The sequence below is a fragment of the Sphingomonas sp. genome, from assembly GCF_029239295.1.
GTDB lineage: Bacteria > Pseudomonadota > Alphaproteobacteria > Sphingomonadales > Sphingomonadaceae > Sphingomonas.
Genome location: NZ_JAQZBC010000007.1, coordinates 1 through 24195, shown reverse-complemented (window position 1 = coordinate 24195; position 24195 = coordinate 1). Strand labels below are relative to the sequence as shown.

The following is a 24195-nucleotide window of genomic DNA, read 5'->3' as shown; positions in this document are numbered from 1 at the left end:
GATCATTGTGAGGGTTCCGCATGCGCGTCTCCCTCTTTGGGCGCCACGGGCGAGTCGCGATCTACGATCAACACGCCGCCAGCACCGTAATTCTCCGTCGAGACTTCCTCGATCACGATCTGGACCGCGGCCGGGTTCTTGCCCAGCCGCGAGACCAGCGAGGACGTGACGTCAGCCACGATCCCCGCCTTCTGCTCCTTGGAAGCGGAGCCTGCCAGTCTGATCGAAACGAACGGCATCAGGCCTCCGACTCCTCCGTCACGGCGTCGGCGGGCGCGGGCGCCGCGTCCTCATCCTCAAACCAGTGTGCACGGGCGGCCATGATGATCTCATTGCCCTGCTCTTCGGTCAGGCCATATTCGCCCAGTACGCCACCCTTGTGCTCGGGACGGCGCGGTGCGTCCTCGTTGCGGCGGCGCGGCTCGACGCGCTTCTTCTCGATCAGCTCGTCCGTGGCGAGGTCGGCGATATCGTCCAGCGTCTTGAGGCCGGCCTTGCCCAGCGTGACCAGCATGGCTTCGGTCAGGTGCGGCAGCTCGGCCACCGCATCCTCGACGCCCAGCGCCTGGCGCGCTTCGCGATTGGCCTGCTCGCGACGCTCGATCGCTTCGGCCGCACGGCTCTGCAGCTCCTGCGCCAGATCCTCGTCAAAGCCTTCGATCGCGGCGAGTTCGTCCAGCTCGACGTAGGCGACTTCCTCCAGCTCGGTGAAGCCTTCGGCCACCAGCAGCTGGGCAAGCGTCTCGTCGACATCCAGCTCGTTCTGGAACGTCTCGGTGCGCGACACGAATTCCTGCTGGCGCTTCTCGCTCGAATCGCTCTCGGTCATGATGTCGATCGCCTTGGCGGTCAGCTGCGAGGCAAGCCGCACGTTCTGGCCCCGACGGCCGATGGCCAGGCTCAGCATGTCGTCCGGAACGACGACTTCGATACGCTCTTCTTCCTCGTCGATGATCACGCGGCTGACGTTCGCCGGCTGCAGCGCATTGACGACGAAGGTCGCGATGTCCGGCGACCACGGAATGATGTCGATCTTCTCGCCCTGCATTTCCTGCACGACGGCCTGAACGCGGCTACCCTTCATTCCGACGCATGCGCCGACCGGGTCGATCGAGGAATCGTGGCTGATGACGCCAATCTTGGCGCGGCTGCCCGGGTCGCGGGCGGCGGCCTTGATCTCGATGATGCCATCGTAGATCTCGGGCACTTCCTGCGCGAACAGCTTCTTCATGAAGTCGGGATGGGCGCGGCTCAGGAAGATCTGCGGTCCGCGGTTCTCGCGCACTACCTTCATGATCAGGCTGCGGATACGGTCGTTCACGCGCACCACTTCGCGCGGGATCTGCTGGTCGCGGCGGATTACGCCCTCGGCGCGACCCAGGTCGACGACGATGTGGCCGAATTCGACGCGCTTGACGACGCCGGTGATGATCTCACCCGCGCGATCCTTGAATTCCTCATACTGGCGCTCGCGCTCGGCATCGCGGACCTTCTGGAAGATGGTCTGCTTGGCGGCCTGCGCCTGGATGCGGCCGAATTCGATCGGGGGCAGCGGATCGACCAGGAAGTCGCCGACGGTGGCGCCCTTCTGCAGCTTCTGCGCGCCGTTGACATCGACCTGCTTGTAGATGTCGTCGACCTGCTCGACCACTTCGACGACACGCCACAGGCGAAGGTCACCGTTGTTGGGATCCAGCTTCGCGCGAATGTCCATTTCCTGGCCGTAGCGCGTACGCGCCGCGCGCTGGATCGCATCTTCCATCGCTTCGATGACGATCGCCTTGTCGATCATCTTCTCGCTGGCGACGCTGTTGGCGATCGCGATCAGTTCCGCACGGTTCGCGGTGACGCCGGTAGCCATTACTCGGTTTCCTCTGCTTCGATTTCTTCTTCTTCCGCGCCCTCGATGGAGAGCGGGACGGTTGCAGCGATCAACTTGTCGGTCAGCACCAGCTTCGCATCGATGATCCGACCGAAGGGAACACGCGCGACCGTGCCGGTGCGGTTGCGGATGGCAATTTCCTCGCCCTCCACGCCGGCGATCTCGCCGCGAAACTGCTTCTGCCCCTCGAGCGGCTCGTCCAGCGTCAGCTTCGCCTCATGGCCCGCCCAATCGGCATAGTCGCTGAGGCGGGTGAGCGGACGGTCGATGCCGGGGCTCGACACTTCCAAGCGATACGCGCCCTCGATCGGGTCGCGACCAGCCTCTTCCAGCGCGTCGAGCACGTCGGAAATGCGGCGCGACAGATCGGCGCAATCGTCGATCGTCAGCTGCCGCGTGTCCGGCCGCTCGGCCATCACCTGCAACGTACGCTCGTCACCCTTGCCGAACAGCGCGACACGCACGAGGTCGAATCCGAGTGCCTTGGCCTCGGTTTCGATCAACTGGGTCAGCGCGGCAATATCCGCCATCGGGTCTCCACATACACACAGGTTGTTGCCGCCGCGAAGCCTTGCCCCGCGACCCCTTGCATCTGGCGATGTAAGAGAAAGCACGGCCAATATAGATCGGGATGCGATGATGGGCAATCCCCCCACCGTGCGCCGGAGACGCCGACTTGCTCAGAGCGGCCCTGATTGTTGCACAATGTTGCCAGCGGGTCGGAACGGTCGCCCGGCGGCATCGTTCACCAGACAACACTTTGAAAGGAAGATGCCTTGCTCTGGACGATCGTCGTTATCCTGCTGGTCCTATGGCTCCTCGGCTTCAGCCTGCATGTCGCGGGCGGCCTGATCCACATCCTGCTGGTGATCGCGCTGATCGTCGGCTTGGTGCAGCTGTTCACCGGCCGCCGCGTCTAGCGGCAAAGGCCGGGCCGGCGCGGCGGATCGTCAGCCGCGCTCGGCCAGCGCCTTCAGCGTCGCCAGGTCCTTGCGAATCCAGCGGCGGTCGCGCGCAAACGTCTCGTCGTCCATACCGGGCTGGCGAAACAACGTCAGCTGAACCTCCGCGCCCTCGCCATTGGCGATGATGCGCAGCGGCACCTCGACCGGCGTACCACCGTCGGGGATCACCCGATGATCCATCACGCCATAGTCGTTGTGCGGGGTGAAGAAGACGCGGATGCCGCCCTCCGCACCGTCGCCTACCCACGAATCGCCATCCTCGCGCAACGCGAACTCGCTGAGCCCGGAGGCCCAGCGCGGGAAGGCTTCGGGGCGCCAGAACGCCTCATAGACTTCCCGCCACTGTCGCGCGATCGTGACCGAAAGGACGATCGCCGGGCGCATCAGTCGGCGAACAGCAGCACGGGCGTCTCAAGCAGCTTCTTCACTGCCTGGACGTAGCTTGCCGCATCCCAGCCATCGACCACGCGATGGTCGCAGCTGATCGACAGGTTCATCAGCTTCGCCCGAACGATGTCATCACCCCCAAAACCATTAGGGCGAAAAACAGGACGCTCGACGATCTTGTTCGGCCCGATGATCGCCACCTCCGGCCGGTTGATCACCGGCGTCGTCGCAATGCCGCCGAGCGGCCCGAGCGAGGTGACGGTAATCGTCCCATTGCCCAGTTCCTCGGGCTTCAGCTTCTGCGTGCGCGCCGCTTCCGCCAGCCGCCCGATCTCTGCCGCCAGCTGCCACACGTTCTTGTCCTGCGCGTCGCGGATCACTGGCACGGTGAGGCCGGCGTCGGTCTGCGCGGCAATCCCCATGTGCACCCGGCCGGACCGCGTCACCACGCCCGCCTCGTCGTCATAGCGCGCGTTCAGCATCGGGAAGTCGGGCAGCGTGCGGCAGATCGCGACGATCAGGAACGGCAGCATGGTAAGCTTCGGCCGGCCCCCGCGATTGTCGTTCAGGTCCGCCCGCATCTCCTCCAGCGCGGTCACGTCGATCTCGTCGACATAGGTGAAGTGCGGGATGTTCCGCTTCGATGCGGCCATGTTTTCGGCGATGCGGCGACGCATCCCGATCACCTTCACCTGCTCGTCCGCCCGCGCGCGGCTGGCGTGCGGCGGGTGATAGCCCTGCCCGCCGGCATAGCGCAGATACGCATCGAGATCGGCGTGGCGGATGCGGTCGCCTTCCGACACCTTCACCTGGGAAAGGTCGACGCCCAGATCCTGGGCGCGCGCCCGCACCGCTGGGGAGGCAAGGACGGCAGCCGCCGGGGACGCAGCAGGAGCCACATCGGCATCCGGCGCAGCAGCCGCCGGCGCGGCGGGGGCAGGCGCGGGCGCGGCCGGGGCCGGCTCGACCACCTCTTCGACGCCCGGGTTCTCGGCCTCGAACGCCTCGACCTCATCAGCGCCGCCCAGCTTCTGCTCGACGTCCGCCGCGGCCTCACCCTCCGGCTCCGTCGCGCCCTCAGCATCGGTCTCGATCACCACCAGCATCGCGCCGATCGCGATCTGGTCGCCGACCTCGCCCGCCAGTTCGACGACGGTGCCCGACACCGGCGACTCCATTTCCACGGTTGCCTTGTCGGTCATCATGTCGGCGATATTCTGGTCTTCCTCGACCCGGTCGCCCACCGCGACATGCCAGCCGACGATCTCCGCCTCGGCAATGCCTTCGCCGATATCGGGCAGTTTGAAGGTGAAACGCGCCATAGCCTGATCCAAATCCGTTCGTGTCGAGCGAAGTCGAGACACTGTCTCGCAAACCCCGCCCCTCGACTTCGCGCGGGACGGACGGGGCGGGTGGGACTGGGTGTCAGTCCTTCATGATCTTTTTGAGCGCCATCCCGATACGCACCGGGCCAGGGAAATAGGCCCATTCCAGGCTGTGCGGATAGGGCGTGTCGAATCCGGTCACGCGCTCCACCGGCGCCTCGAGATGATAGAAGCAGCGTTCCTGCACCAGCGCCGACAGCTCCGCGCCGAATCCGCCGGTGCGCGTCGCCTCATGCACGATCAGGCACCGCCCGGTCTTCTTCACGCTTTCCTCGATCGTCTCGATATCGAGCGGCACCAGCGTGCGCAGGTCGATGATCTCGGCGTCGATGCCGGTATCCTCGACCACCTGCGCACAGACGTGCACCATCGTGCCATAGGCCAGCATCGTCACGCCCTGGCCTTCGCGCACCACCGCCGCCTTGCCCAGCGGGATCTTGTAATAGCCGGTCGGCACCTCGCCTGCGGGATGCTTTGACCAGTTCGCCGCCGGGCGATCCCAATGGCCGTTGAACGGACCGTTGTAGATGCGCTTGGGCTCGAAGAAGATGACCGGGTCATTATCCTCGATCGCGGAGATCAGCAGCCCCTTGGCGTCGTACGGCGTCGACGGGATCACCGTCTTCAGCCCCGCGACATGGGTGAAGATGCCCTCGGGGCTCTGCGAGTGTGTCTGCCCGCCGAAAATGCCGCCGCCGAACGGCGATCGCACGGTGATCGGCGCGGTGAACTCGCCGTCCGAACGATAGCGCAAGCGCGCCGCCTCGCTGACCAGCTGGTCCAGCGCGGGATAGATGTAATCGGCGAACTGGATCTCAGGGACGGGACGCAGGCCATAGGCGCCCATGCCGATCGACACGCCGATGATGCCGATCTCGGTGATCGGCGTGTCGAACACGCGCGTCTTGCCGTATTTCGCCTGCAGGCCGGCGGTCGCGCGGAACACGCCGCCGAAATAGCCGACGTCCTCGCCCATCACCACGACATCCGGGTCGCGCGCCATCATCACGTCCATGGCCGAATTGATCGCCTGGATCATGTTCATACGCGTGGTGGCAGCGGCTTCGGCGTCCCCCGCGGTCTCGGCCACATTGGTTTCGGTCACGTCACTCACCAGGCCAACTCCGTCGTTCCCGCACGGGCGGAAATCCATTGCCGCTGAGGCTGCGGCGTCATCGATGCGTTGCGTTCAATGCCCCGCGCCTCTGCGCGGACAGCGCTTCCAGGCGGAAGCGTCACTTGCGATCCCACGGCCGGCCGCTCTCGGCCTCTTCGGCCATCATCTGCGCCTGCTGTTCGCGCAGATGCCACGGCATCTCCTCGAACACGCCGTCGAACAGCGTGTCGAGCGGCTGGTGCAGGCCATGGCCCAGGATGCCGTTCTTCTCGGCTTCCTTCTGCGCGACCTTCACCTCGTCGGCCACTTCCTTGTCCATCGCCGCATGACGCTCCTCGTCCCATTCGCCGATGGTGATGAGGTGGTCCTTCAGCCGCCGGATCGGGTCGCCCAGCGGCCACGCCGTCGGCTCACCCGCGCTGCGATATTGCGACGGATCGTCGGAGGTCGAATGGCCTTCCGCGCGATAGGTGAAATGCTCGATCAGGGTCGGGCCCTGGTTGGTCCGCGCGCGCTCTGCCGCCCATTGCGTCGCCGCATAGACCGCCAGCGCATCATTGCCGTCGACGCGCAGGCCAGCGATGCCATAGCCCACGGCGCGCGCGGCAAAGGTCGTCGCTTCCGCGCCGGCAAAGCCGGAAAAGCTCGAAATCGCCCACTGATTGTTGACCACGTTGAAGATCACCGGCGCGCGATAGACGGTGGCAAAGGTCAGCGCGGAGTGGAAGTCGCCTTCCGCGGTCGAACCCTCGCCGCACCAGGTGGCGGCAATGCGCGTGTCGCCCTTCGACGCTGACGCCATCGCCCAGCCCACCGCCTGCGGATATTGCGTCGTCAGATTGCCGGAGATCGAGAAGAAGCTGAACCGCTTTTCCGAATACATGATCGGCAGCTGCTTGCCCTGCAGCTTGTCGCCCGTGTTCGAATAGATCTGGTTCATCATGTCGACCATCGGACAGCCGCGCGCGATCAGCAGGCCCTGCTGGCGATACGACGGGAAGCACATGTCGTCGGCATCCAGCGCATAGGCTTGGGGCACCGCCACCGCCTCCTCGCCCAGCGACTTCATGTAGAAGCTCGTCTTGCCCTGGCGCTGCGCGCGGAACATGCGTTCGTCGAACGCGCGCACGGTCGCCATGTGGCGCAGCATCCGCCGCAGCGTGTCCGGCGACAGCTTGGGATCCCATGGGCCGACGGCGCGATTGTCGTCATCAAGCACGCGGACCATCGTATAGACGAGGTCGGTGAAGCCGCGTGCGTCCTCGGCGGTATCGGGACGGCGCACCGATCCCGCGGCGGGGATCTCCACATCCGAAAAGTCGACCGTGTCGCCGGGGCGGAACTTGGGCTCGGGCACATGCAGCGCGAGCGGGGGCAGATTGCTGCGGGCGGCGTCCGCCATAGTTTCTCCGGTTACTAGTTACACCGGCACAACGCGCCGGTGAGCAGATCGAATCCTTGTTATAAAATTTCAACGCACTGCGCCAGCGTCCTCGACGACCGGAAATGAATCGACCGGAATCACCCCTGTTCGGAGCGACCTGTCCATGATCGCGAGTCGCCTGATTGACTCCGGCGGCTGTAGGAACAAAAGGGGAACTAGAGTTTTGAGCGAGTCGTGCCCGTGCCATCCCCTGCCACCATTGCCGAGCTGAGAGAAACGCTCCGCGCCATCGAAGGCGATGGCCATCGTCGGCGCGAAACATTGCCGTTCGGGGTGGCCGATGTCGATTCGCGGCTGGGCGATGGCGGGTTGCGGCTCGATGGCTTGCATGAGGTTTCGGCGAAGGGCGCCGACATGTGCGACGATTCGGCTGCCACCTTGTTCATGGCCGGGATTGCCGCGCGCGCCTGGGGCCCGATCCTGTGGGTCGTGCGTCGGCGGGATCTGTTCGCGCCCGGCCTCTACCAGGCCGGCCTCTCGCCCGAACGCGTCCTGTATGCCGAGGCGTGCGACGATGCCGAATTGCTCGCGCTGATGGAGGAAGGGCTGCGTCACCGTGGTCTTGGCGCGGTGATCGGGGAGGTGAAGCGCGCCGGCATGGCCGCCACTCGCCGGCTGCAACTCGCTGCCGAGGGGGGCCGAACGATCGCGCTGCTGATGCGCCGCCATGCGCGCGAGGATGCCGATCCCTTGGGCACGCCGTCTGCCGCGCTCACCCGCTGGCGGATCGGCGCCGCGCCCTCCGTTCCCCTGCGCAGCGGCGCCATGGGGCGTCCGCGCTGGTCCGTCTCGCTGGTGCGGCAACGCGGCGGCGAACCTTTCGATACTTTACTGGAGGCCTGCGATGACACGGGTCGTCTCGCTCTACCTGCCGCACTGGGCGATCGATCGCGTGCGCCGGGCAGAGCGTCGCCGCGCACCAACGCCGCGGCCTGAACCGGGCACACCGCTCGATCTCGCGCCCCTAACGGCGGCGGTGACCGAGGAACAGGTGCTGCAATGCGACGCGCCGAAGAACACCGGCTGGCGCCCCGGCGCCCGCTGGGCGCGCACGGATGCGGCTGCGCCTGCCGAAAAACCATGGTCGCAATCGACGTGCGCCGATGTCGCGCGCCAGGTGGAGGCCATGCCTGCCCACCAGCGGCCACCGATGCGTGAAATGGGTCGCCGCAGCGAAGCCGCCGATCATCCCTTCCGCGCCATGCCGCCGGACGAAGGCGCACGCCCGGTGCCCACGACACTTGCCCTCCGCTCCGATCCGCAGCCGCTGCGGCCTGATCCCGAGGACGTGCCTAATACCCGCTGGCGCGGCTTCGACGGCCTCGATCCCAACGCCGACGATCGCGCCGCCACCGCCCTCGCGCGGTGGAATGCCATGCCTTCGGTGCGCCACCCCGGCGAAGGGCCGCATCCCGACAAATACGCCCGCTGCGGCTCCAACGATGCCAGCGCCCACGTTCCGGGCGTCGCGCCCTTTTTCGACACCGGCCGCACCCTCGCCAACACCGTCGCCCGCGCCTCCAATCTCCAACACCCCGCGCCCCAATCCCATAAGCGCGATGTTCGAGAAGTTTGCGCGCCCCTTATCACCGTGCACAAGGTGGGCAGCCGCATCGAAATCGCCGCCGCCTCGCCCGAAGCACGCGCCCTCGGCCTCACGCCCGGCATGGCGCTGACCCAGGCACGCGCCGCCGTGCCCGATCTCGACGTCCGCGACGCCGATGCGGCGGGCGATCTCGACGACCTTCAACGCCTCGCCACCGCATTTGCCCGGCGCTGGTGCCCGGTGGTCGCGCTGTCCGACGAAGACGGCCTGTTTCTCGAGATCAGCGGTACTGCCCATCTCCACGGCGGCGAGCTAGCGATGGCACGCCGCCTGCTGCGTCTGCTCGCCCGGCTGGGCATCACCGCGCAGCTGGCGATCGCCGACACCGCCGGCGCCGCCTGGGCCTTTGCGCGCCAGGCCGCGCCCGCCGCGATCATCCCGCCCGGCGCGCATGGCGATGCGCTCGCGTCCCTCCCGGTCACCGCGCTTCGCCTCGACGAGCCCGCGCGCGAGCTGCTCGCCCGGCTCGGCGTCGACACGGTCGGCGAACTCATGGCGATGCCTCGCGCCCCGCTTGTCCGCCGCTTCGGCAAGGCAATCGCGCAGCGGCTCGACCAGGCCACTGGCGCCCTGCCAGAGCCGCTCGATCCGATCATCCCGGTGCAGCCGATCGCCGTCACTCGCCGTTTCGCCGAACCGATCGCCACCGCCGATGCCATCGGCCACTGGCTGACCGGCCTCGTCGATGATCTGGCGGAGGCGCTGGCCAAGGCCGGGGTTGGTGCCCGCGCGCTGGCCTTTGTCGCCGCCCGCGTGGATTCAACCGATCAGGTGATCCGCATCGGCCTTGCCCGCGCCACCCGCGAACCGTCGCACCTTCTGCGCCTCATCTCCCGCCGCATCGAGGAAATCGACGTCGGCTACGGCCTCGACGCGCTGACGCTGCATCTCGTCCGCGCCGATCCACTCGGCCCGGAGACGCTGGGGGCGGCGCTGGCCGAACAGCAGGCGCCCGATCTCGCCCCGCTGGTCGACACGCTCGCCAACCGCATCGGCCCCGCGCGGCTATGGCGCCACCAGCCGATCGAAAGCGACGTGCCCGAACGTTCGGTCGCCCCGCTGCCGCCGCTCGATCCCCCGGCAACCGCTGCCACCCGCCTGAAGCGCGACGACGTGCGCCAGCTCGATGCCCGTACACCCGATCATCCCTGGCACCCGCGTTGGCCACGCCCCGCCCGGCTGCTGCGTCGCCCCGAGCCGATCGATCACGTCATGGCCGAAATGCCCGACCATGCGCCCCGCCGCTTCACCTGGCGCGGACGCCCGCATCGCGTCATCCATTCCGACGGTCCCGAACGGATCACCGGCGAATGGTGGCGCCGCCGCGGGGAGCGCGAGGGGGTGCGCGATTATTTCCGCGTTGAGGACGAACAGGGCCACCGCTTCTGGCTGTTCCGCCGCGGCGACGGCCTGCGTGCCGAAACGGGCGATCTCAGCTGGTACATCCATGGCACCTTTGCGTGACATCGCTGGCCGCCGTGTTTCCAGGGCACCTGCGCCGTGACCTACAGCGAGCTTCAGGTAACGACGCATTTCTCGTTCCTGCGCGGCGCGTCCTCGTGCGAGGAACTGTTCGCCACCGCCGCGCTGATGGGGATGCCCGCGCTCGGCATCACTGATCGCAACTCGGTCGCCGGGGTGGTGCGTGCGCTGTATGCCACCGAACAGGTGCGCAAGGATCAGGGGCTGGAGATCCGCTCCATCCCCGGCTGCCGGCTCGACCTCGTCACCGGCGAATCGCTGCTCGTCTGGCCGGAGGATCGCGCCGCCTGGAGCCGGCTCACTCGCCTTCTCACGCTCGGCAAGTCACGCGCCGACGCGCAGCGCGGCGAAAAGGGACAATGCTTCCTGCATTGGGAGGATGTCGCTGCTTATGCCGATGGTCTGGTTGGGGCGCTGGTGCCGGGACGCAGCGGCACGGCGCCGACCGCGCTCGCCGCCACTGCCGACATTTTCGGCAAGCGCGGCCATGCCTGCCTCACTCCATGGCGCCGTCCTGGTGAGCGGCTGCGCTTCGCTGAGACGGCAGCAGCGGCTGATGCTTATGGCCTGGGCCCGCTCGCCACCGGGGACGTGCTCTACCACAAGCCCGACCGCCGCATGCTGCAGGACGTCGTCACCGCGATCAGAGAAAAATGCACCATCGACGAACTTGGCTTCCGCCGCGAGCGGCATGCCGATCGCCATCTCCAGCCACCGGAGGAAATGGCGCGCCGCTTCGCCGATCATCCCCAGGCGCTCGCCGCAGTGGAGGGGATCGTCGAACGCTGCACCTTCTCGCTACGCGACCTCGATTATCAATATCCCGACGAGATCATCATGTCCGGCCGCACCGCGCAGGACGCGCTGGAACGCCTGTCGCGCAACGCACTGGCAGAACGGTTCGATGGCCCCCCGCCTGACGCCTATACGAAGCAGTTGGAGCATGAACTGCGGCTCGTCGCGACAATGGGCTATGCGCCCTATTTCCTCACGGTGAATTCGATCGTCAGCTACGCGCGCTCGATCGAGATCCTCTGCCAGGGTCGTGGCAGCGCCGCCAATTCGGTGATCTGCTTCGTGCTCGGCATCACGTCGATCGATCCGATCAAGCACCAGTTGCTGTTCGAACGTTTCGTCTCCGAGGAACGCCGCGAGCCGCCCGATATCGACATCGATTTCGAGCATGAGCGGCGTGAGGAAGTGATCCAATGGATCTATGAAACCTATGGCCGCGACCATGCCGCGCTGACCGCGGTGGTTAGCCGGTTCCGCACCCGGGGCGCGATCCGCGAGGTGGGCAAGGTGCTTGGCCTGCCAGAGGATATGACCTCCGCCCTCGCCGGTCAGGTATGGGGCTGGTCGAACGAGGGCGTGCCCGACAGCCATGTCGAGGCGCTGAATCTCGATGCTGGCGAACCGCGCCTCGCCCTGGCGCTTGAGCTTGCCAAGGAATTGATCGGCACCCCGCGCCACCTGTCGCAGCACCCCGGCGGCTTCGTCCTGACGCGCGATCCGCTGCACGATCTCGTGCCCATCGAACCTGCCGCGATGGTCGACCGCCACGTCATCGAATGGGAGAAGGAGGATATCGAGCATCTCGGCTTCATGAAGGTCGATATCCTCGGCCTCGGCATGCTCGGGTGCATGCGCCGCGCGTTCGATCTGCTCGGCGAGCACAAGGGCATCGCCATGACGATGGCCAGCGATCCCTTGCAGGACGACGATGAGCCAACGTTCGAGATGATCCGCCAGGCCGATACACTCGGCGTGTTCCAGATCGAGAGCCGCGCGCAGATGAGCATGTTGCCGCGCATGAAGCCGACCAATTTCTACGACATCGCCATCCAGGTCGCGATCGTCCGTCCGGGCCCGATCCAGGGTGACATGGTGCATCCCTATCTGAAGCGCCGGGCTTTATCTCCAGCGGAGCAGGCGAAGATCGACTATCCCAGCCCCAAGCTGAAGGACGTTCTGCAGAAGACGCTGGGCGTGCCACTGTTCCAGGAACAGGCGATGCAGGTGGCGATCCTCGGCGCGGGCTTCACCCCAGGCGAGGCGGATCAACTGCGCCGCGCCATGGCGACGTTCAAGATGACGGGCGGCGTCGGCATTTTCCGCGAGAAGCTGATCGCCGGCATGCGCGCCAACGGCATCGCGCTCGATTTCGCCGAACGGCTGGTGAAGCAGATCGAGGGCTTCGGCAGCTACGGCTTTCCCGAAAGCCACGCGGCGAGCTTTGCCAAGATCGCCTACGCCTCGTCATGGATGAAATGTCATCATCCCGACGTGTTCTGTGCGGCGCTGCTCAACGCTCAACCAATGGGCTTCTACGCCCCTGCGCAAATCGTCCGCGACGCGCGGGCGCATGGCGTCGAGATCTTGCCGGTGTGCATCATGACCAGCGATTGGGACACCGCGCTGCTGGAGCCTGAAACGGTGCCACAGTCACGTACCCTCGACGCACGGGATGAGGAGGCTCAATCTCTCGCCCCCGCTCCCGAAAATCGCAGGGGCGGCAAAGTGCTCCACCCGCTCCGCCTCGGCCTGCGCATCGTCCACGGGCTTTCCGCCGCCGATGCGGGCAAGATCATCACCGCCCGCGCCGCGCGCCCGTTCACCTCGGTCGAGGATGTATGGCGCCGCTCAGGCGTGCCGCTTGCCGCGCTGGAGAAACTTGCCAAGGCCGACGCCTTTGCCGGCATGGGGTTCGACCGGCGGCAAGCGCTATGGGCGATCCGCGGCCTTGGCGACACGCCGCTCCCGCTGCTCGCTGCCATCGAGACGAAGGAGGATCCTGTCCACCTGCGGGCGCTCACTGCGGGCCGCGAAGTCGTGGAGGATTATCGCGCCACTCAGCTCACGCTTCGCCAGCATCCGCTCACCTTCCTGCGCGATCGATTGCGTGAGCGCCGCTGCGTCCGGTGCGAGGAGCTTAAGACCATCAAGGAAGGCTCACTGGTCGACGTCGCCGGCATCATCCTCGTCCGCCAGCGGCCGGGCAGTGCCAAGGGCGTGCTGTTCATTACCATCGAGGACGAAACTGGCGTCGCCAACGGCATTCTGTGGCCCGACCGGTTCGAGGCGCAGCGCCGCACCGTCATGTCTTCCGCCATGGTCAGCATTCGCGGCCGCGTGCAAAAGGAAGGGATCGTGATCCACGTCGTCGCGGACCTGATCACCGATCTCACCTGGATGCTACGCGAGGTGGGGGAGATCGATCTTCCTTCGCTTGTCGCCCGAGGCGACGGCGCCACGCACCCCGGCGCGCCCGATCGTGGCGACGCCGGGTGGAAGCCGCGCAACCGCACGGATTATCACTATCGCGACCGACCGGAGGATGTGATTCCGATCCGCAGCCACGACTTCCATTGATCTTGATAAAGCGATCGGCTTAGGTTTCGCGCGAAGCCGGCACCCGACCGGCAGATGGATAGGAGAGACCGCATGGCCACCGCCGCCCTCAGCCGCGAGCCCAAGATCGGCGTGACCCCGCACGTCCCGCTGCCGACTGACAAGGCTGCGTTCGATGCCGCCATCGTCGATCCTGACAGCTACGCGCATGAAGAACGCTACCATGCGATCTTCAAATATCTGCGCGAGGAAGCGCCGGTCTATTGGTGTGAGCCGGACGGCTATCGCCCGTTCTGGACGGTGGCGCGCCACGCCGACATCCGCCGGGTCGAACTCGACAACGAAACCTTCCTCAACGATCCGCGGCTGACACTCGCGACGGTCGCCGATGAGGAACGCATCATGGCGCTGACCGGCGGCAACAAGCTGACGCGCAACCTCGTCAGCATGGACAATCCCGATCACAAGCACTTCCGCGCCATGACGCAGGGCTATTTCTCGCCCAAGCACATGAAGCAGCTGGAAGAGGATATCCGTACCCTCGCTCGCGACAGCGTCGATCATATGGCAGCGCTCGGCAACGAGTGCGATTTCGCCGCGGAAGTCGCGATCTGGTTCCCCTTGCGCGTCATCATGCTGACGCTGGGCGTCCCGCGCGACGACGAACAGTTCCTCATGAAGATCACGCAGGAAGTGTTCGGCGCGCAGGATTTCGACCACATGCGGCCGGAGGAAATGGGCGGGCTGTTCGCCACCATCGCCGAATTCAACGCCTGGTGCGATCGCATCACTGCCGATCGCAAGGCCAATCCGCGCGAAGACGTCTCCACCATTATCGCCAATGCGACGCTGACTGACGGCTCGCCGATGGGGAATATGGAGGCGATGAGCTACTACCTCATCATCGCCGCCGCCGGCCACGATACGACCAGTTCCTCCTCGTCCGCGGGTCTGCTCGAACTGATCCGCAACCCGGCCGAAATGCAGAAGCTGCGCGATAATCCATCGCTGCTCCCCAACGCCGTGGAGGAGATGATCCGCTGGGCCAGCCCGGTGAAGCATTTCTTCCGCACCGCGGCTAAGGATACCGAAGTTGCCGGCGTGCCGATCAAGGCAGGTGACGGCCTCGTCATGGCCTATCCATCCGCTAACCGCGACACCGCTGTCTTCGACGATCCTTTCACCTTCCGGGTTGACCGCGCCAACGTGCGGCAGCACCTGGCGTTCGGTTATGGCCCCCACCTGTGCCTGGGCCAGCACCTCGCCAAGTTGGAGATGCGTATCCTGTTTGAAGAACTGCTCGCCCGCTTCGATGATTTCGAACTTGCCGGCGACCCGTCATGGACCCGCGCCAGCTTTGTGAGCGGCATGAAACATCTCCCGATCCGGTACCGCGCCAGGTGAGCCGACACGATCCCGAGAAACTCTACCCCGGCTTTCCGGGCACCGAGCCTGACGACCATATCCGCACCATCCCCGCCTGTGCCGCGCTCGGCATGACCCAGCGCGCGATCATCGGACAGCCGGTCTTGACCACGCTCGACGCAGCGCTTCCCGCGGTGTGCGATGCGCAAGGACGGATCTCGCGCGGCGCGGCGCTGGTGCTCGCCGACCAGGCAACCGCCGGCGGCGTCTTCACCACTTTGCCGCGACCCACACCGATGATGACGCTCGACCTGCGGGTTGACTGGTTCGGCCCGCTGCCCGCGTCGCCGATCAGTTGCACTATCGACGAAGTGACGCGCGAGGGCGATCTGGCGCTGTCACGCGGCCGGCTGGTCGCCGACGGCAAGCCGGTCGGCGCCGCCACCGCGCGCTATCTGATCGGATCGATGCCCGGCGGCACCCCGGGCCGGATGGACGAGCGGCATGACGTATTGCCGCCATCGCCCGCCGCCACCTTCGCCGACTATCTCGGTGCCGACGCCTCGCCCGATGGCATGACGATGCAGCCGCGGGTCGAACATGTCGGCGCCCCCCTGCCGGCCTATCACGGTGGCGTCATTGCCGGTCTGCTCGAACACGCCGGCGTATCATCGATCGACGCGGCCTTCCGCCCGCTCGATATCGAGATCCGCTTTCTGGCGCCCGCGCTCGCCACGCTGCCGCTGGTCGCACGCGTGGTGCCCCGCCGCATCGGCCGCCGGGCGATCACGCTCGATATCGAGGCGCATCAGGGTGATCCCAATCGCCCCGTGGCACTTGCCCGGATGCTCGCGATCACCGATCCCGCGGGCGATCCCGTGCGGCACGATCTGCCGCACGGCTAGTCCCGTCGACAATCCGGGCGGGCAGAACCCGCCCGGGCGCTGATCATTCAGCCGCCCACCGTCTGCTCGATCACGCCGAAGATCGGGTGATGCCGGTCGTCCTCGGCCCAGATCCGGACGGTATCGCCCTTCTTCAGGAACGGCGTCACCGGCTTGCCGCCCGCGATCGTCTCGATCGTCCGCACTTCGGCAATGCAGGAATAGCCGACGCCGCCTTGCGCGATCGGCTTGCCCGGCCCGCCATCGGCATCGCGGTTCGAAACGGTACCCGACCCGACGATCGTCCCCGCACCCAGCGCGCGCGTCTTCGCCGCATGCGCGATCAGCGTGCCGAAATCGAACGTCATGTCCTCGCCCGCTTCGGCTCGACCGAACGGCTGGCCGTTCAGGTCGACCATCAGCTTGCGGTGCAGCTTGCCGTCCTGCCACCAGTCGCCCAGCGTATCGGGCGTCACGAACACCGGTGAGAAGGCCGACGCCGGCTTGGACTGGAAAAAGCCGAAGCCCTTGGCGAGTTCGCCGGGGATCAGGTTGCGCAGCGACACGTCGTTGGTCAGGCCGACCAGCCGAACCGCCGCCAGCGCATCCTCGCGGCTCGCGCCCATCGGTACGTCGCCGGTCACGACCACCACCTCGGCTTCCAGGTCGCAGCCCCAGCTTTCGTCGCCCAGCGGAATCGGGTCACGCGGTCCCAGGAACCCGTCGGATCCGCCCTGATACATCAGCGGATCGTGCCAGAACGTCTCTGGCATTTCCGCCCCGCGCGCCTGACGCACCAGCGCCACGTGGTTCACGTAGGCCGAACCATCCGCCCATTGATAAGCACGTGGCAGCGGCGAGGCAGCCTCATGCTCATGGAAACGCAGCCGCGGGATCACCTCATGCTCCAGATCGGTCGCCAGCAGTTGGAGGTCGATCGACACCCGGTCCCAATCGTCCAGCGCCGCCTGCAGCGTTGGCGCGATATGGCCGGCATCGGCGCACCAGGCGAGATCGTTCGATACCACGACGAGCTTGCCGTCACGGCCATGCTTCAAACTCGCTAGTTTCATCCGTCACCTCTCTTTCAGCCGTCCGGCATAGGCGCGCGTCGCCGATCAAGTCGAGAGCGGTCGATCACGGCATCTTGAATACGATCGAACGCTGCTGCCCCGAACAGGCGAGCGCGCCCTCCGGGCGGTAGCTGCTGGTAAACCGCGCGCCCCGCACCACGCCGATTGCGGCATCGTTGAAGATGAACGGCGGGTAGGCCGCGACTGCCCGCTGCGTCGCCGTGCGTCCGTCTGCCGTAACGTCGAACTCCGCGCGCACCCACCCTTCGAAGCCGTGCCGGACCGCAGCGTCAGGATAGTCCGAACTGCCGCCGCCATGGCGTGTCGTCGCGGGCGTCAGGCCTAACAAGGAGCATTGCTCCGCCGTCAGCCCAGTTTGCCGAAATGCTGCCTGCGCCCCGGCATAATCACCCGCTTCCGCCAGGACATTTGCCTTCTGCAGCAGCGCCGCCACCTTCAAGGGGTGGCTTACAGGAAGTGGGCCGGTGACCACCGCTTCGAGCAACGGGAGGGCATCCGCGGGCGGCTTGGCCTTGTACCGCGGCGCCACAATGGCCAGTCGCAGCGTCGCCGCGGCGACCGGGTCGGCCGCCACATCGGGCTGGGCCAAGGCTTCACGCTTCGCCTCGCGGTAGCTGGTGCCGACATAACTTTTGGTCTCAATGCTGGCCAGCAGCACCTGTGCGGCCGGTGGCGCGCCGAGTTCCGCGGCGCGCGCTCGCGCCTGATCCCGCATTGCCTCGCGCTCCTTCTGGTCCACCAAGGGGCTGAGCGCGACGGCCAACATGCCTCTCAGTCCGGCAGGGCCGCCTTCATTTGCCGCCGCGCGTTGCAGCGGCAGCGCGCGCGCCTCGGGCAGGTCGGCCCAGTCAGCACGGCTCAGGCCACGGCTCTCGAACCATGCTGCCATGGCCTCACGCGAAGGAGCATAGATCGACGGACGCTCGGACGTGCTAATGCAGCGCAGTTCGATCCGGGTTGAGGCGCGGAAGAACAGCGGGATTGCTTTCGCATCCTCGGCTTTCCACGACCAACCACGCACGGCCTCGGCGAAGGCGATCGCGCTGGCTCGACCGCCGGTGGTGTAGATCGGCGTCACGTCGGAAACATGCCCGTCGTCATGAAGCGTGAATTCGACGATCGTGACATCCTCTGGCTTTATGCCAGCGGCAGGATTGCAGGTCGGCGGCTCCATTTCCACCGCCGTTCGGAACGGTGCATCCTTCATGCGGCCTGCCCCTGTGTACACGAGGTAGCGGCGTGCCGCTTCAACATCGTTGTTGCGGAGCGCGGCGATCGCCAGATCGGAACGGGTTGCGATGTCATCCAGCGACACCTTCATGCCCAGCCCGCCCTGCTTGGCCAGGCTGTCTCGCAGCACGTCATAGGCTTCCTTGTCGCGCCGTTCGTTCAGCAAGACGCGGGCATAGATGGTCTGCACGCGCGCGACATCACGCTTGCTGAGCCCGGGCGTGCTGGTGACGATGGCCTGCGCCGCTTCCGCGTGACGAAGCGCTCGCCCGTCGCGATCGAACATCAATGCCTGGGCCATCATCAGCTGCGGCAAGATGCGGGCTGCACCTTGGGATTTTTCCAGCGCTCGCTGAAATTCGGCGACGGCCGCGTCGTTGTCTGACCGCCGAAGAGCCACTTGCCCCAGCATGATATAGGCATCGCGCACGTCAGCGTCGAAGTCAGCGCCCCGTGCCTGCAGCTGCGGCAGACCGCGCCTGATCGCCGCCTCCCCCTCTGCATCGCGGCCGACCACCACCAGGCAGCGGCCCTTGCGCACATCAGAAGCGGAACGGACCAGCCCGTTACGCTGCGCGGCTCCCGATTGCTCGATCGCCTCGAAGCCTGCGATCGCCTCCTGGCACTTGGCCGGCGTAGCGGCGGCCAGGGTGGCAGCGTCAAATCGTTGTTGCAGGCTGGTCGCCCCGGTCGCGGCTGGTGCCGCCGCTTGACCGGCAGCCAGCAAGGCCAGCAGATACAGCATGTTACATCCCCCCTAATGGCGGCAGAAGAACCATGTTTGCAAACCGGTGTCGAGATGCGACGAAGCATGGGATTGCCGCCATCGCGGCTGCGATCGCGTGCTCGGCTTCTCCGGCGGCGGGGCAAGCAGATTCCGAAGAGCAGCGTGCTGCTGCTGGTGGCGAGCTGGTGTGCGCCCTGTCATGCCGAACTGGCGGTACTCGAAGACATTGCTCGCGCAGCGGGGCCGTTCGCCGTTCGCGTGATGCTGGTCGATGACAGCCGGAACAGCCATCGCATGGTGGCGCGCGTACCACAGCACCGCCGCTGGATACCCGAGCCAGCGGTCATGACGGCAGCGCGCAAGGATCTGCTCGCCCGCACGCCCGGCCTCCCCTTCGCGGTCGCGATCGGCCCTGATGGGCGGCCCTGTGCAGCGCATCGTGGCGGCCTCAATGCAGCGCGCGCTAAGGCGCTGGTCAATCGCTGCGATCGGCCGCAGTGACCCCCTCACCATAACAAAAGTTACTTGACCCATCCAGCCGCGCTGGCGACAAGCAGTGCAGTAAATTTCCGGAGAGGTTTCGAATGTCGCTCGACCAGATTGCGGGCCGTTTCGCGTACAACGAGGATCACGAAGCGTTCCGCCAGACCGTGCGCAGCTTCCTGGCCAAGGAAGGCGTGCCGCACGCGGATCAATGGGAAAAGGATCGCCTTGTTCCCAAGGCCTTCTGGCAGAAGGCCGGCGAGGTCGGCATGCTCTGCCCGACCGTGCCGGAGGAGTACGGCGGCCTGGGTCTCGACTTCGGATATAATGCCATCGTCGATGAGGAAATGGCCTATTCGGGCGTTCCCGCCGGCTTCTCGCTCCAGTCGGACATCGTCGCCGGTTACATGGAAACCTACGGCTCCGAGGAGCAGAAGAAGGAATGGCTGCCCAAGATGGTGTCGGGCGACGTGATCACCGCGATCGCGATGACCGAACCGGGCACCGGCAGCGATCTTCAGTCGATCCGCACGACTGCGAAGAAGGACGGCAATCACTACGTCATCAACGGCTCCAAGACGTATATCACCAACGGTCAGAACACCGATCTGACGCTGGTCGTCGCGAAGACCGATCCCGATGCGCAGCCCGCCTATAAGGGCATGTCGATCATCCTCGTTGAGAGTGATCGCGAGGGCTTCAGCAAGGGGCGCAAGCTCGACAAGATCGGTCAGGACGCCGCCGACACCTCGGAGCTGTTCTTCGAGGACGTGCGCGTGCCGATCACCAATTGCCTCGGCGAAGAGGGCATGGGCTTCATCTATCTGATGAGCCAGCTGCCGCAGGAACGTCTATCGATCGCCGTCAGCACCATGGCCTCGTCGCAGAAGGCGTTCGACGACACCGTCGCTTTCGTGAAGGAGCGCAAGGCGTTCAAGGGCACGGTGTTCGATTTCCAGAACACCAAGTTCGTCTTGGCTGATCTCAAGGCGAAGCTGCAGGTCGGCTGGGCGCACCTCGACTGGGCAATCCAGCGCCACCTGAAGGGTGAGCTGACCAACGAGGAAGGCGCCGCGGCCAAGCTTTGGCACACCGATCTTCAGTGGGAGGTCATGGACAAGTGCCTCCAGCTGCACGGTGGCGCTGGCTATATGAACGAATATCCGATCGCCAAGATGTGGCGCGGCGCGCGTGTCAGCCGGATCTACGGCGGCACAAACGAGATCATGAAGGAAGTGATCGGTCGCAAGCTCTAAGCCTGCCGGACTGATCGACCATCGAACGCCCCTTCCGCCACCCGGCGGGAGGGGCGTCGTGATTCAGGCGGCGATCGATTGCTCGCCAGTACGCAGCTGTTCCACGAAGCCATCGGTGCTTCGTCTAAGGCGCCGGGCATGGTCCGACAGCGCTCCGGCCGCCTCACGGACCTGCCGGGACAGCACGTCGGCCTCATTCGCGGCCTCCGCTACCTGCGCGATCCGCTGTTCGATCATGTCGACCCCGCGCGCAGCCTCGTGCGCCGTGCGCTCGATCTGCGCGGCGACACCGCGCTGGCCGGAGACAGCGCTCTTGATGTCGTCCGCCGCGGCGGCGACGCGCGACACCGCATCCGCCGCGCCAACGATACTGGCCTCGGTAGAATGAACCCCGTGGCGAACGCTGCCGATCAGCGACACGATCTTCTCGCTGGCGCGCGCCGTCCCGCCGGCCAGCTGCTTTACTTCGCCGGCCACCACCGCAAACCCGCGCCCGGCCTCACCGGCGCGTGCCGCCTCGATCGTGGCGTTCAGCGCCAGCAGGTTGGTGCGCGTCGCAATCTCGTGGATCTCGGCAACCAGACCGTTGATGTCACCGGCGCGCGCCGCCAGATCCAGCACGGCAATCTTGCCATGTTCAGCATTGCGCTGAACGTCGCCAGTCAGCATCGCCTGCGCATTGGCGCTTTCGGCGATCCCGCCGATCGAATCGGTCAGTCGCTGAACGGCGTCCGCGACATCCTGCGTCGCGCCCGCCGCCTGATACGCGCCGACCGCCACTTCGCTGGCCTGCCGCCCCGCTTCCGCCGCGATCCGGGTCAGCGTTGCCGACGACCCTTCCAGCGTCGCCGCCGCACCCTCGATCGCAACGGCGACACCGGCGACCGACCGCTCGAAATCATCCGCCAGCGCCATCAACGCAGCGCGGCGTTCGCCCTCGATTCGGGATTCGGCCGCTTCTCTCCGCTCCCGCTCCGATTGTGACCGCTCCTCGGCCGCTTGTGCGGCGGCAAGGGCCGCGATCGCCCTGCCTCTTTCGGCCTCCGCCACGCGGATCAGTCGCTCGCCCTCCTCACGCGCCGCATCCTGCGCCACGATCAGGACGCGCAACCGCGTCGTCAAATAGGTCAGCGCCGCAAACTCCAGCACCACCGCAAGTGCATGGAAAAGCACGCGATGCAGCGCGCCTCCATTCTCGAACACCCATCCCGGCAGCACGTAGGACAGCACCAGGTGGTGAAGGGCGATCAGCCCCGATGCCAACGCCAGCGGCCGCCAGTCACACAGCACCGCAATCACCGCCAGGGCGACGAAAAAGTACATGTGCGCGTCCATCTGCCACGCCGAACCCGCGAGCAGGTAAACGTAGATCGCCGGCATCGCCGCTGCCACCACGCCGCAGCTCATTCGCGCGGCCAGATCATGCCGGCCTCTCAGCGCCATGATGGTGGGGATGATGTTCACCACCGCCGCCGCGGCAATCGCGAGGACCGTACCGGGCGCGTTCATCGCTACGCCCCAGATCAGCAGCAGCGGCAGGCACAACCAGCCTACACCCACCACCACGCGAACCCCGCGCATCCGCAGGGTATCGAGCGATGTCATCATGCCCGCCCCCCACAGAGCGCCGCCGGCGCGGCCATCGTCAGCACGCCGGCCCGCAGAAGCGGCCAGAACAGCGCGTCACGATCCCCCCGCACGATCACGCCGCCGCCCGGCCCCGCCGCGAGCAGACGTGCATCCGCTGCTAGCGCAATGCGCGCAGCGGGCAGACCCGGCCGTAGCGGGATCAACATCATGTTCCCGTGCAAAGGCGGCGCCAACGCAAGCGTCCCGAGCGCGACGACCGCAATTGCGATCTGCGCTGCAACGACGCTTAAACTACATCGCACCGGCGCGTGCGGGAATGAACCAGAACCCATGAGGTACCAGTGACCTAACAACGGTTAGGACTAGGTAAAGCATCCGCCGTCGGCCAATGCAGACGCGGGCATCGTCAGCCGCTCGAATGCTGATACTTGACTTTTCCGCCTCTGGCCTGCATTTGCCACCAATCGAGACGTATGCAGCGTGATCGGGCTTCGTGCCCAGGCTCCGTCTCGGTCGATCGAACCGGCTTCCCAAGTCACGCGGGGTGTCTATTTTCCCCCGTTTCCTGCGCATCTTTGATGTTGCGGGCTGCGACTATTCATAGGTTTATTCATGTCATTTTCCGATCTCGGTCTCGCCGAGCCGCTCGTCCGCGCGCTTGAAGCGAAGGGCTATGAGACTCCGACGCCGATCCAGCGCGATGCCATTCCGACGGTTCTCACCGGCCGCGACCTTCTGGGCATCGCCCAGACCGGCACTGGCAAGACCGCCGCTTTCGTCCTTCCCTCGATCCAGCGGCTCGTCGGCAGCGAGAAGCGGGTCTTGCCGACGCACGTCCGCATGCTCGTGCTGGCACCGACGCGCGAACTGGCCAGCCAGATCGCCGACAATGCGAAGCTCTACGCCCGCCATTCGCGTCTGAGCGTTGCAACCGTATTCGGCGGTACCAGCATCAACAAGAACCGGCAGGATCTGTCGCGCGGCGTCGACATCCTGGTCGCGACCCCGGGCCGACTGCTCGATCTGGTTGAGCAGGGCTTCTGCAACCTGACGATGCTGGAAATCCTCGTGCTCGACGAAGCGGACCAGATGATGGATCTAGGCTTCATCCACGCGCTGAAGAAGATCGTTCGGATGGTCCCGCGCCGTCGCCAGACGCTGTTCTTCTCGGCCACCATGCCCTCGTCGATCCGCGAACTGGCCGACCAGTTCCTCAATGATCCGCAGACCGTCTCGGTCGTTCCGGCGTCGACAACAGCCGAGCGCGTCGATCAGCAGGTAGTGCTGGTCAACCAGGCGGAAAAGCAGGCGCTGCTCACCATCCTGATCCAGGAAGAGAAGGTCGATCGCGCGCTGGTCTTCACCCGTACGAAGCACGGCGCCGACCGCGTCGTGAAGCTGCTCGCCGGCAACGGCATCGCTTCGAACGCGATCCACGGCAACAAGAGCCAGCCGCAGCGCGAGCGCGCGCTTGCCGCCTTCAAGAGCGGCGAAGTGCCGATCCTGGTCGCGACCGATATTGCCGCCCGCGGCATCGATATCTCAGGCGTCAGCCACGTCTTCAACTTCGAGCTGCCGAACGTGCCGGAACAATATGTTCACCGCATCGGCCGCACCGCCCGCGCGGGCGCCAGCGGCATCGCCATCTCGTTCTGCGCTGATGACGAGCGTCCGTACCTCAAGGACATCGAGAAGCTGACTCGCCAGAAGGTGCCGGTACGTGCACTTCCGGCGGACTTCATGAAGCGCGCCGATGTGTTGAAGGCGGCCCGGATCAAGGCAATTGGCAACGATCCCGCTCCGCGCGAGGATCGTCCCCGGCAGCAGCGCGGCCCCGCACGTCCCAAAGCGACCCACTCGCCGACCGCGACGCGCGACTACGCCAACGCAAGCCGTCGTGGCGGGCCCGGCGGCGCTGGTGGCGCTCGCGGCGGACGCGGCCGAGGC

20 protein-coding genes are annotated in these 24195 nt (G+C 66.1%); 9 read left to right on the top strand and 11 right to left on the bottom strand.

The annotated features are described in order from the left end of the window. Positions 1-2: 2 nt before the first annotated feature. Genes K0S66_RS08770 through rimP form a run of 3 tightly spaced genes read right to left on the bottom strand, consistent with a single transcriptional unit; the run spans position 3 to position 2412 of the window. Positions 3-239: a 4-oxalocrotonate tautomerase family protein gene (locus tag K0S66_RS08770; RefSeq protein WP_301074968.1), complete on the bottom strand. Its 237-nt coding sequence runs from the start codon at positions 237-239 to the stop codon at positions 3-5. Continuing rightward, positions 239-1861, bottom strand: a complete 1623-nt coding sequence (gene nusA / locus K0S66_RS08765) for a transcription termination factor NusA (protein WP_301074967.1) — start codon at positions 1859-1861, stop codon at positions 239-241. The genes K0S66_RS08770 and nusA overlap by 1 nt, the downstream gene beginning before the upstream one ends. Further along, positions 1861-2412, bottom strand: a complete 552-nt coding sequence (rimP, locus tag K0S66_RS08760) for a ribosome maturation protein RimP (RefSeq protein WP_301074966.1) — start codon at positions 2410-2412, stop codon at positions 1861-1863. The genes nusA and rimP overlap by 1 nt, the downstream gene beginning before the upstream one ends. A 246-nt stretch (positions 2413-2658) precedes the next feature. On the opposite strand from rimP, the gene K0S66_RS08755 reads away from it, so the two are divergent. After that, entirely contained in the window at positions 2659-2802 is a 144-nt protein-coding gene (locus K0S66_RS08755) for a lmo0937 family membrane protein (protein WP_125945859.1), read from the top strand. Positions 2803-2832: 30 nt separating this feature from the next. On the opposite strand, the gene K0S66_RS08750 is transcribed toward K0S66_RS08755, so the two are convergent. From K0S66_RS08750 to K0S66_RS08735, 4 genes are all read right to left on the bottom strand, one after another. Beyond that, positions 2833-3231 carry a polyketide cyclase gene (locus K0S66_RS08750; protein WP_301074965.1) on the bottom strand — a complete coding sequence of 133 codons (399 nt, stop codon included), beginning with the start codon at positions 3229-3231 and terminating at the stop codon, positions 2833-2835. Continuing rightward, the gene (locus tag K0S66_RS08745) at positions 3231-4556 is read right to left on the bottom strand and encodes a dihydrolipoamide acetyltransferase family protein (protein ID WP_301074964.1); all 1326 of its coding nucleotides are present in this window, start codon (positions 4554-4556) and stop codon (positions 3231-3233) included. The genes K0S66_RS08750 and K0S66_RS08745 overlap by 1 nt, the downstream gene beginning before the upstream one ends. Before the next feature lie 103 nt (positions 4557-4659). Further along, entirely contained in the window at positions 4660-5664 is a 1005-nt protein-coding gene (locus K0S66_RS08740) for an alpha-ketoacid dehydrogenase subunit beta (protein ID WP_301075107.1), read from the bottom strand. Between the two features lie 190 nt (positions 5665-5854). Beyond that, a complete protein-coding gene (locus K0S66_RS08735; RefSeq protein WP_301074963.1) occupies positions 5855-7138 on the bottom strand; it encodes a 3-methyl-2-oxobutanoate dehydrogenase (2-methylpropanoyl-transferring) subunit alpha in 1284 nt (427 codons plus the stop codon). Between the two features lie 222 nt (positions 7139-7360). Between K0S66_RS08735 and K0S66_RS08730 the strand changes: the two genes are divergently transcribed. From K0S66_RS08730 to K0S66_RS08710, 5 genes are all read left to right on the top strand, one after another. After that, positions 7361-8116, top strand: coding sequence for a protein ImuA (locus K0S66_RS08730; protein ID WP_301074962.1), 756 nt, complete (start codon positions 7361-7363; stop codon positions 8114-8116). After that, a complete protein-coding gene (locus tag K0S66_RS08725) occupies positions 8025-10250 on the top strand; it encodes a DNA polymerase Y family protein (protein ID WP_301074961.1) in 2226 nt (741 codons plus the stop codon). Before K0S66_RS08730 ends, K0S66_RS08725 begins: the two co-directional genes overlap by 92 nt. Positions 10251-10286: 36 nt before the next feature. Then, entirely contained in the window at positions 10287-13640 is a 3354-nt protein-coding gene (locus K0S66_RS08720) for an error-prone DNA polymerase (protein ID WP_301074960.1), read from the top strand. A 72-nt stretch (positions 13641-13712) separates the two neighbouring features. Next, on the top strand, positions 13713-15023 hold the full coding sequence (locus tag K0S66_RS08715; protein WP_301074959.1) for a cytochrome P450: 1311 nt from the start codon (positions 13713-13715) through the stop codon (positions 15021-15023). Next, positions 15020-15889, top strand: a complete 870-nt coding sequence (locus K0S66_RS08710; RefSeq protein WP_301074958.1) for an acyl-CoA thioesterase domain-containing protein — start codon at positions 15020-15022, stop codon at positions 15887-15889. The genes K0S66_RS08715 and K0S66_RS08710 overlap by 4 nt, the downstream gene beginning before the upstream one ends. Before the next feature lie 47 nt (positions 15890-15936). Here K0S66_RS08710 and K0S66_RS08705 read toward each other — a convergent pair whose 3' ends face one another. After that, positions 15937-16941: a fumarylacetoacetate hydrolase family protein gene (locus K0S66_RS08705; protein ID WP_301074957.1), complete on the bottom strand. Its 1005-nt coding sequence runs from the start codon at positions 16939-16941 to the stop codon at positions 15937-15939. A gap of 64 nt (positions 16942-17005) precedes the next feature. Continuing rightward, positions 17006-18937 carry an energy transducer TonB gene (locus tag K0S66_RS08700; protein ID WP_301074956.1) on the bottom strand — a complete coding sequence of 644 codons (1932 nt, stop codon included), beginning with the start codon at positions 18935-18937 and terminating at the stop codon, positions 17006-17008. A 144-nt stretch (positions 18938-19081) separates the two neighbouring features. On the opposite strand from K0S66_RS08700, the gene K0S66_RS08695 reads away from it, so the two are divergent. Both K0S66_RS08695 and K0S66_RS08690 read left to right on the top strand, forming a co-directional pair. After that, positions 19082-19420, top strand: coding sequence for a hypothetical protein (locus K0S66_RS08695; protein ID WP_301074955.1), 339 nt, complete (start codon positions 19082-19084; stop codon positions 19418-19420). 83 nt (positions 19421-19503) lie between these two features. Further along, positions 19504-20658, top strand: coding sequence for an acyl-CoA dehydrogenase family protein (locus K0S66_RS08690; protein ID WP_301074954.1), 1155 nt, complete (start codon positions 19504-19506; stop codon positions 20656-20658). Between the two features lie 63 nt (positions 20659-20721). Here the strand turns inward: K0S66_RS08690 and K0S66_RS08685 are convergent, their stop codons facing one another. Together K0S66_RS08685 and K0S66_RS08680 are read right to left on the bottom strand one after the other, a co-directional pair. Beyond that, the gene (locus K0S66_RS08685) at positions 20722-22266 is read right to left on the bottom strand and encodes a methyl-accepting chemotaxis protein (protein WP_301074953.1); all 1545 of its coding nucleotides are present in this window, start codon (positions 22264-22266) and stop codon (positions 20722-20724) included. Then, positions 22263-22457 (bottom strand): hypothetical protein, encoded by a 195-nt coding sequence (locus K0S66_RS08680; RefSeq protein ID WP_301074952.1) that lies wholly within the window; start codon positions 22455-22457, stop codon positions 22263-22265. The genes K0S66_RS08685 and K0S66_RS08680 overlap by 4 nt, the downstream gene beginning before the upstream one ends. 403 nt (positions 22458-22860) lie before the next feature. Between K0S66_RS08680 and K0S66_RS08675 the strand changes: the two genes are divergently transcribed. Further along, on the top strand, positions 22861-24195 hold a 1335-nt coding region (locus K0S66_RS08675; protein ID WP_301074951.1), incomplete at its 3' end, for a DEAD/DEAH box helicase.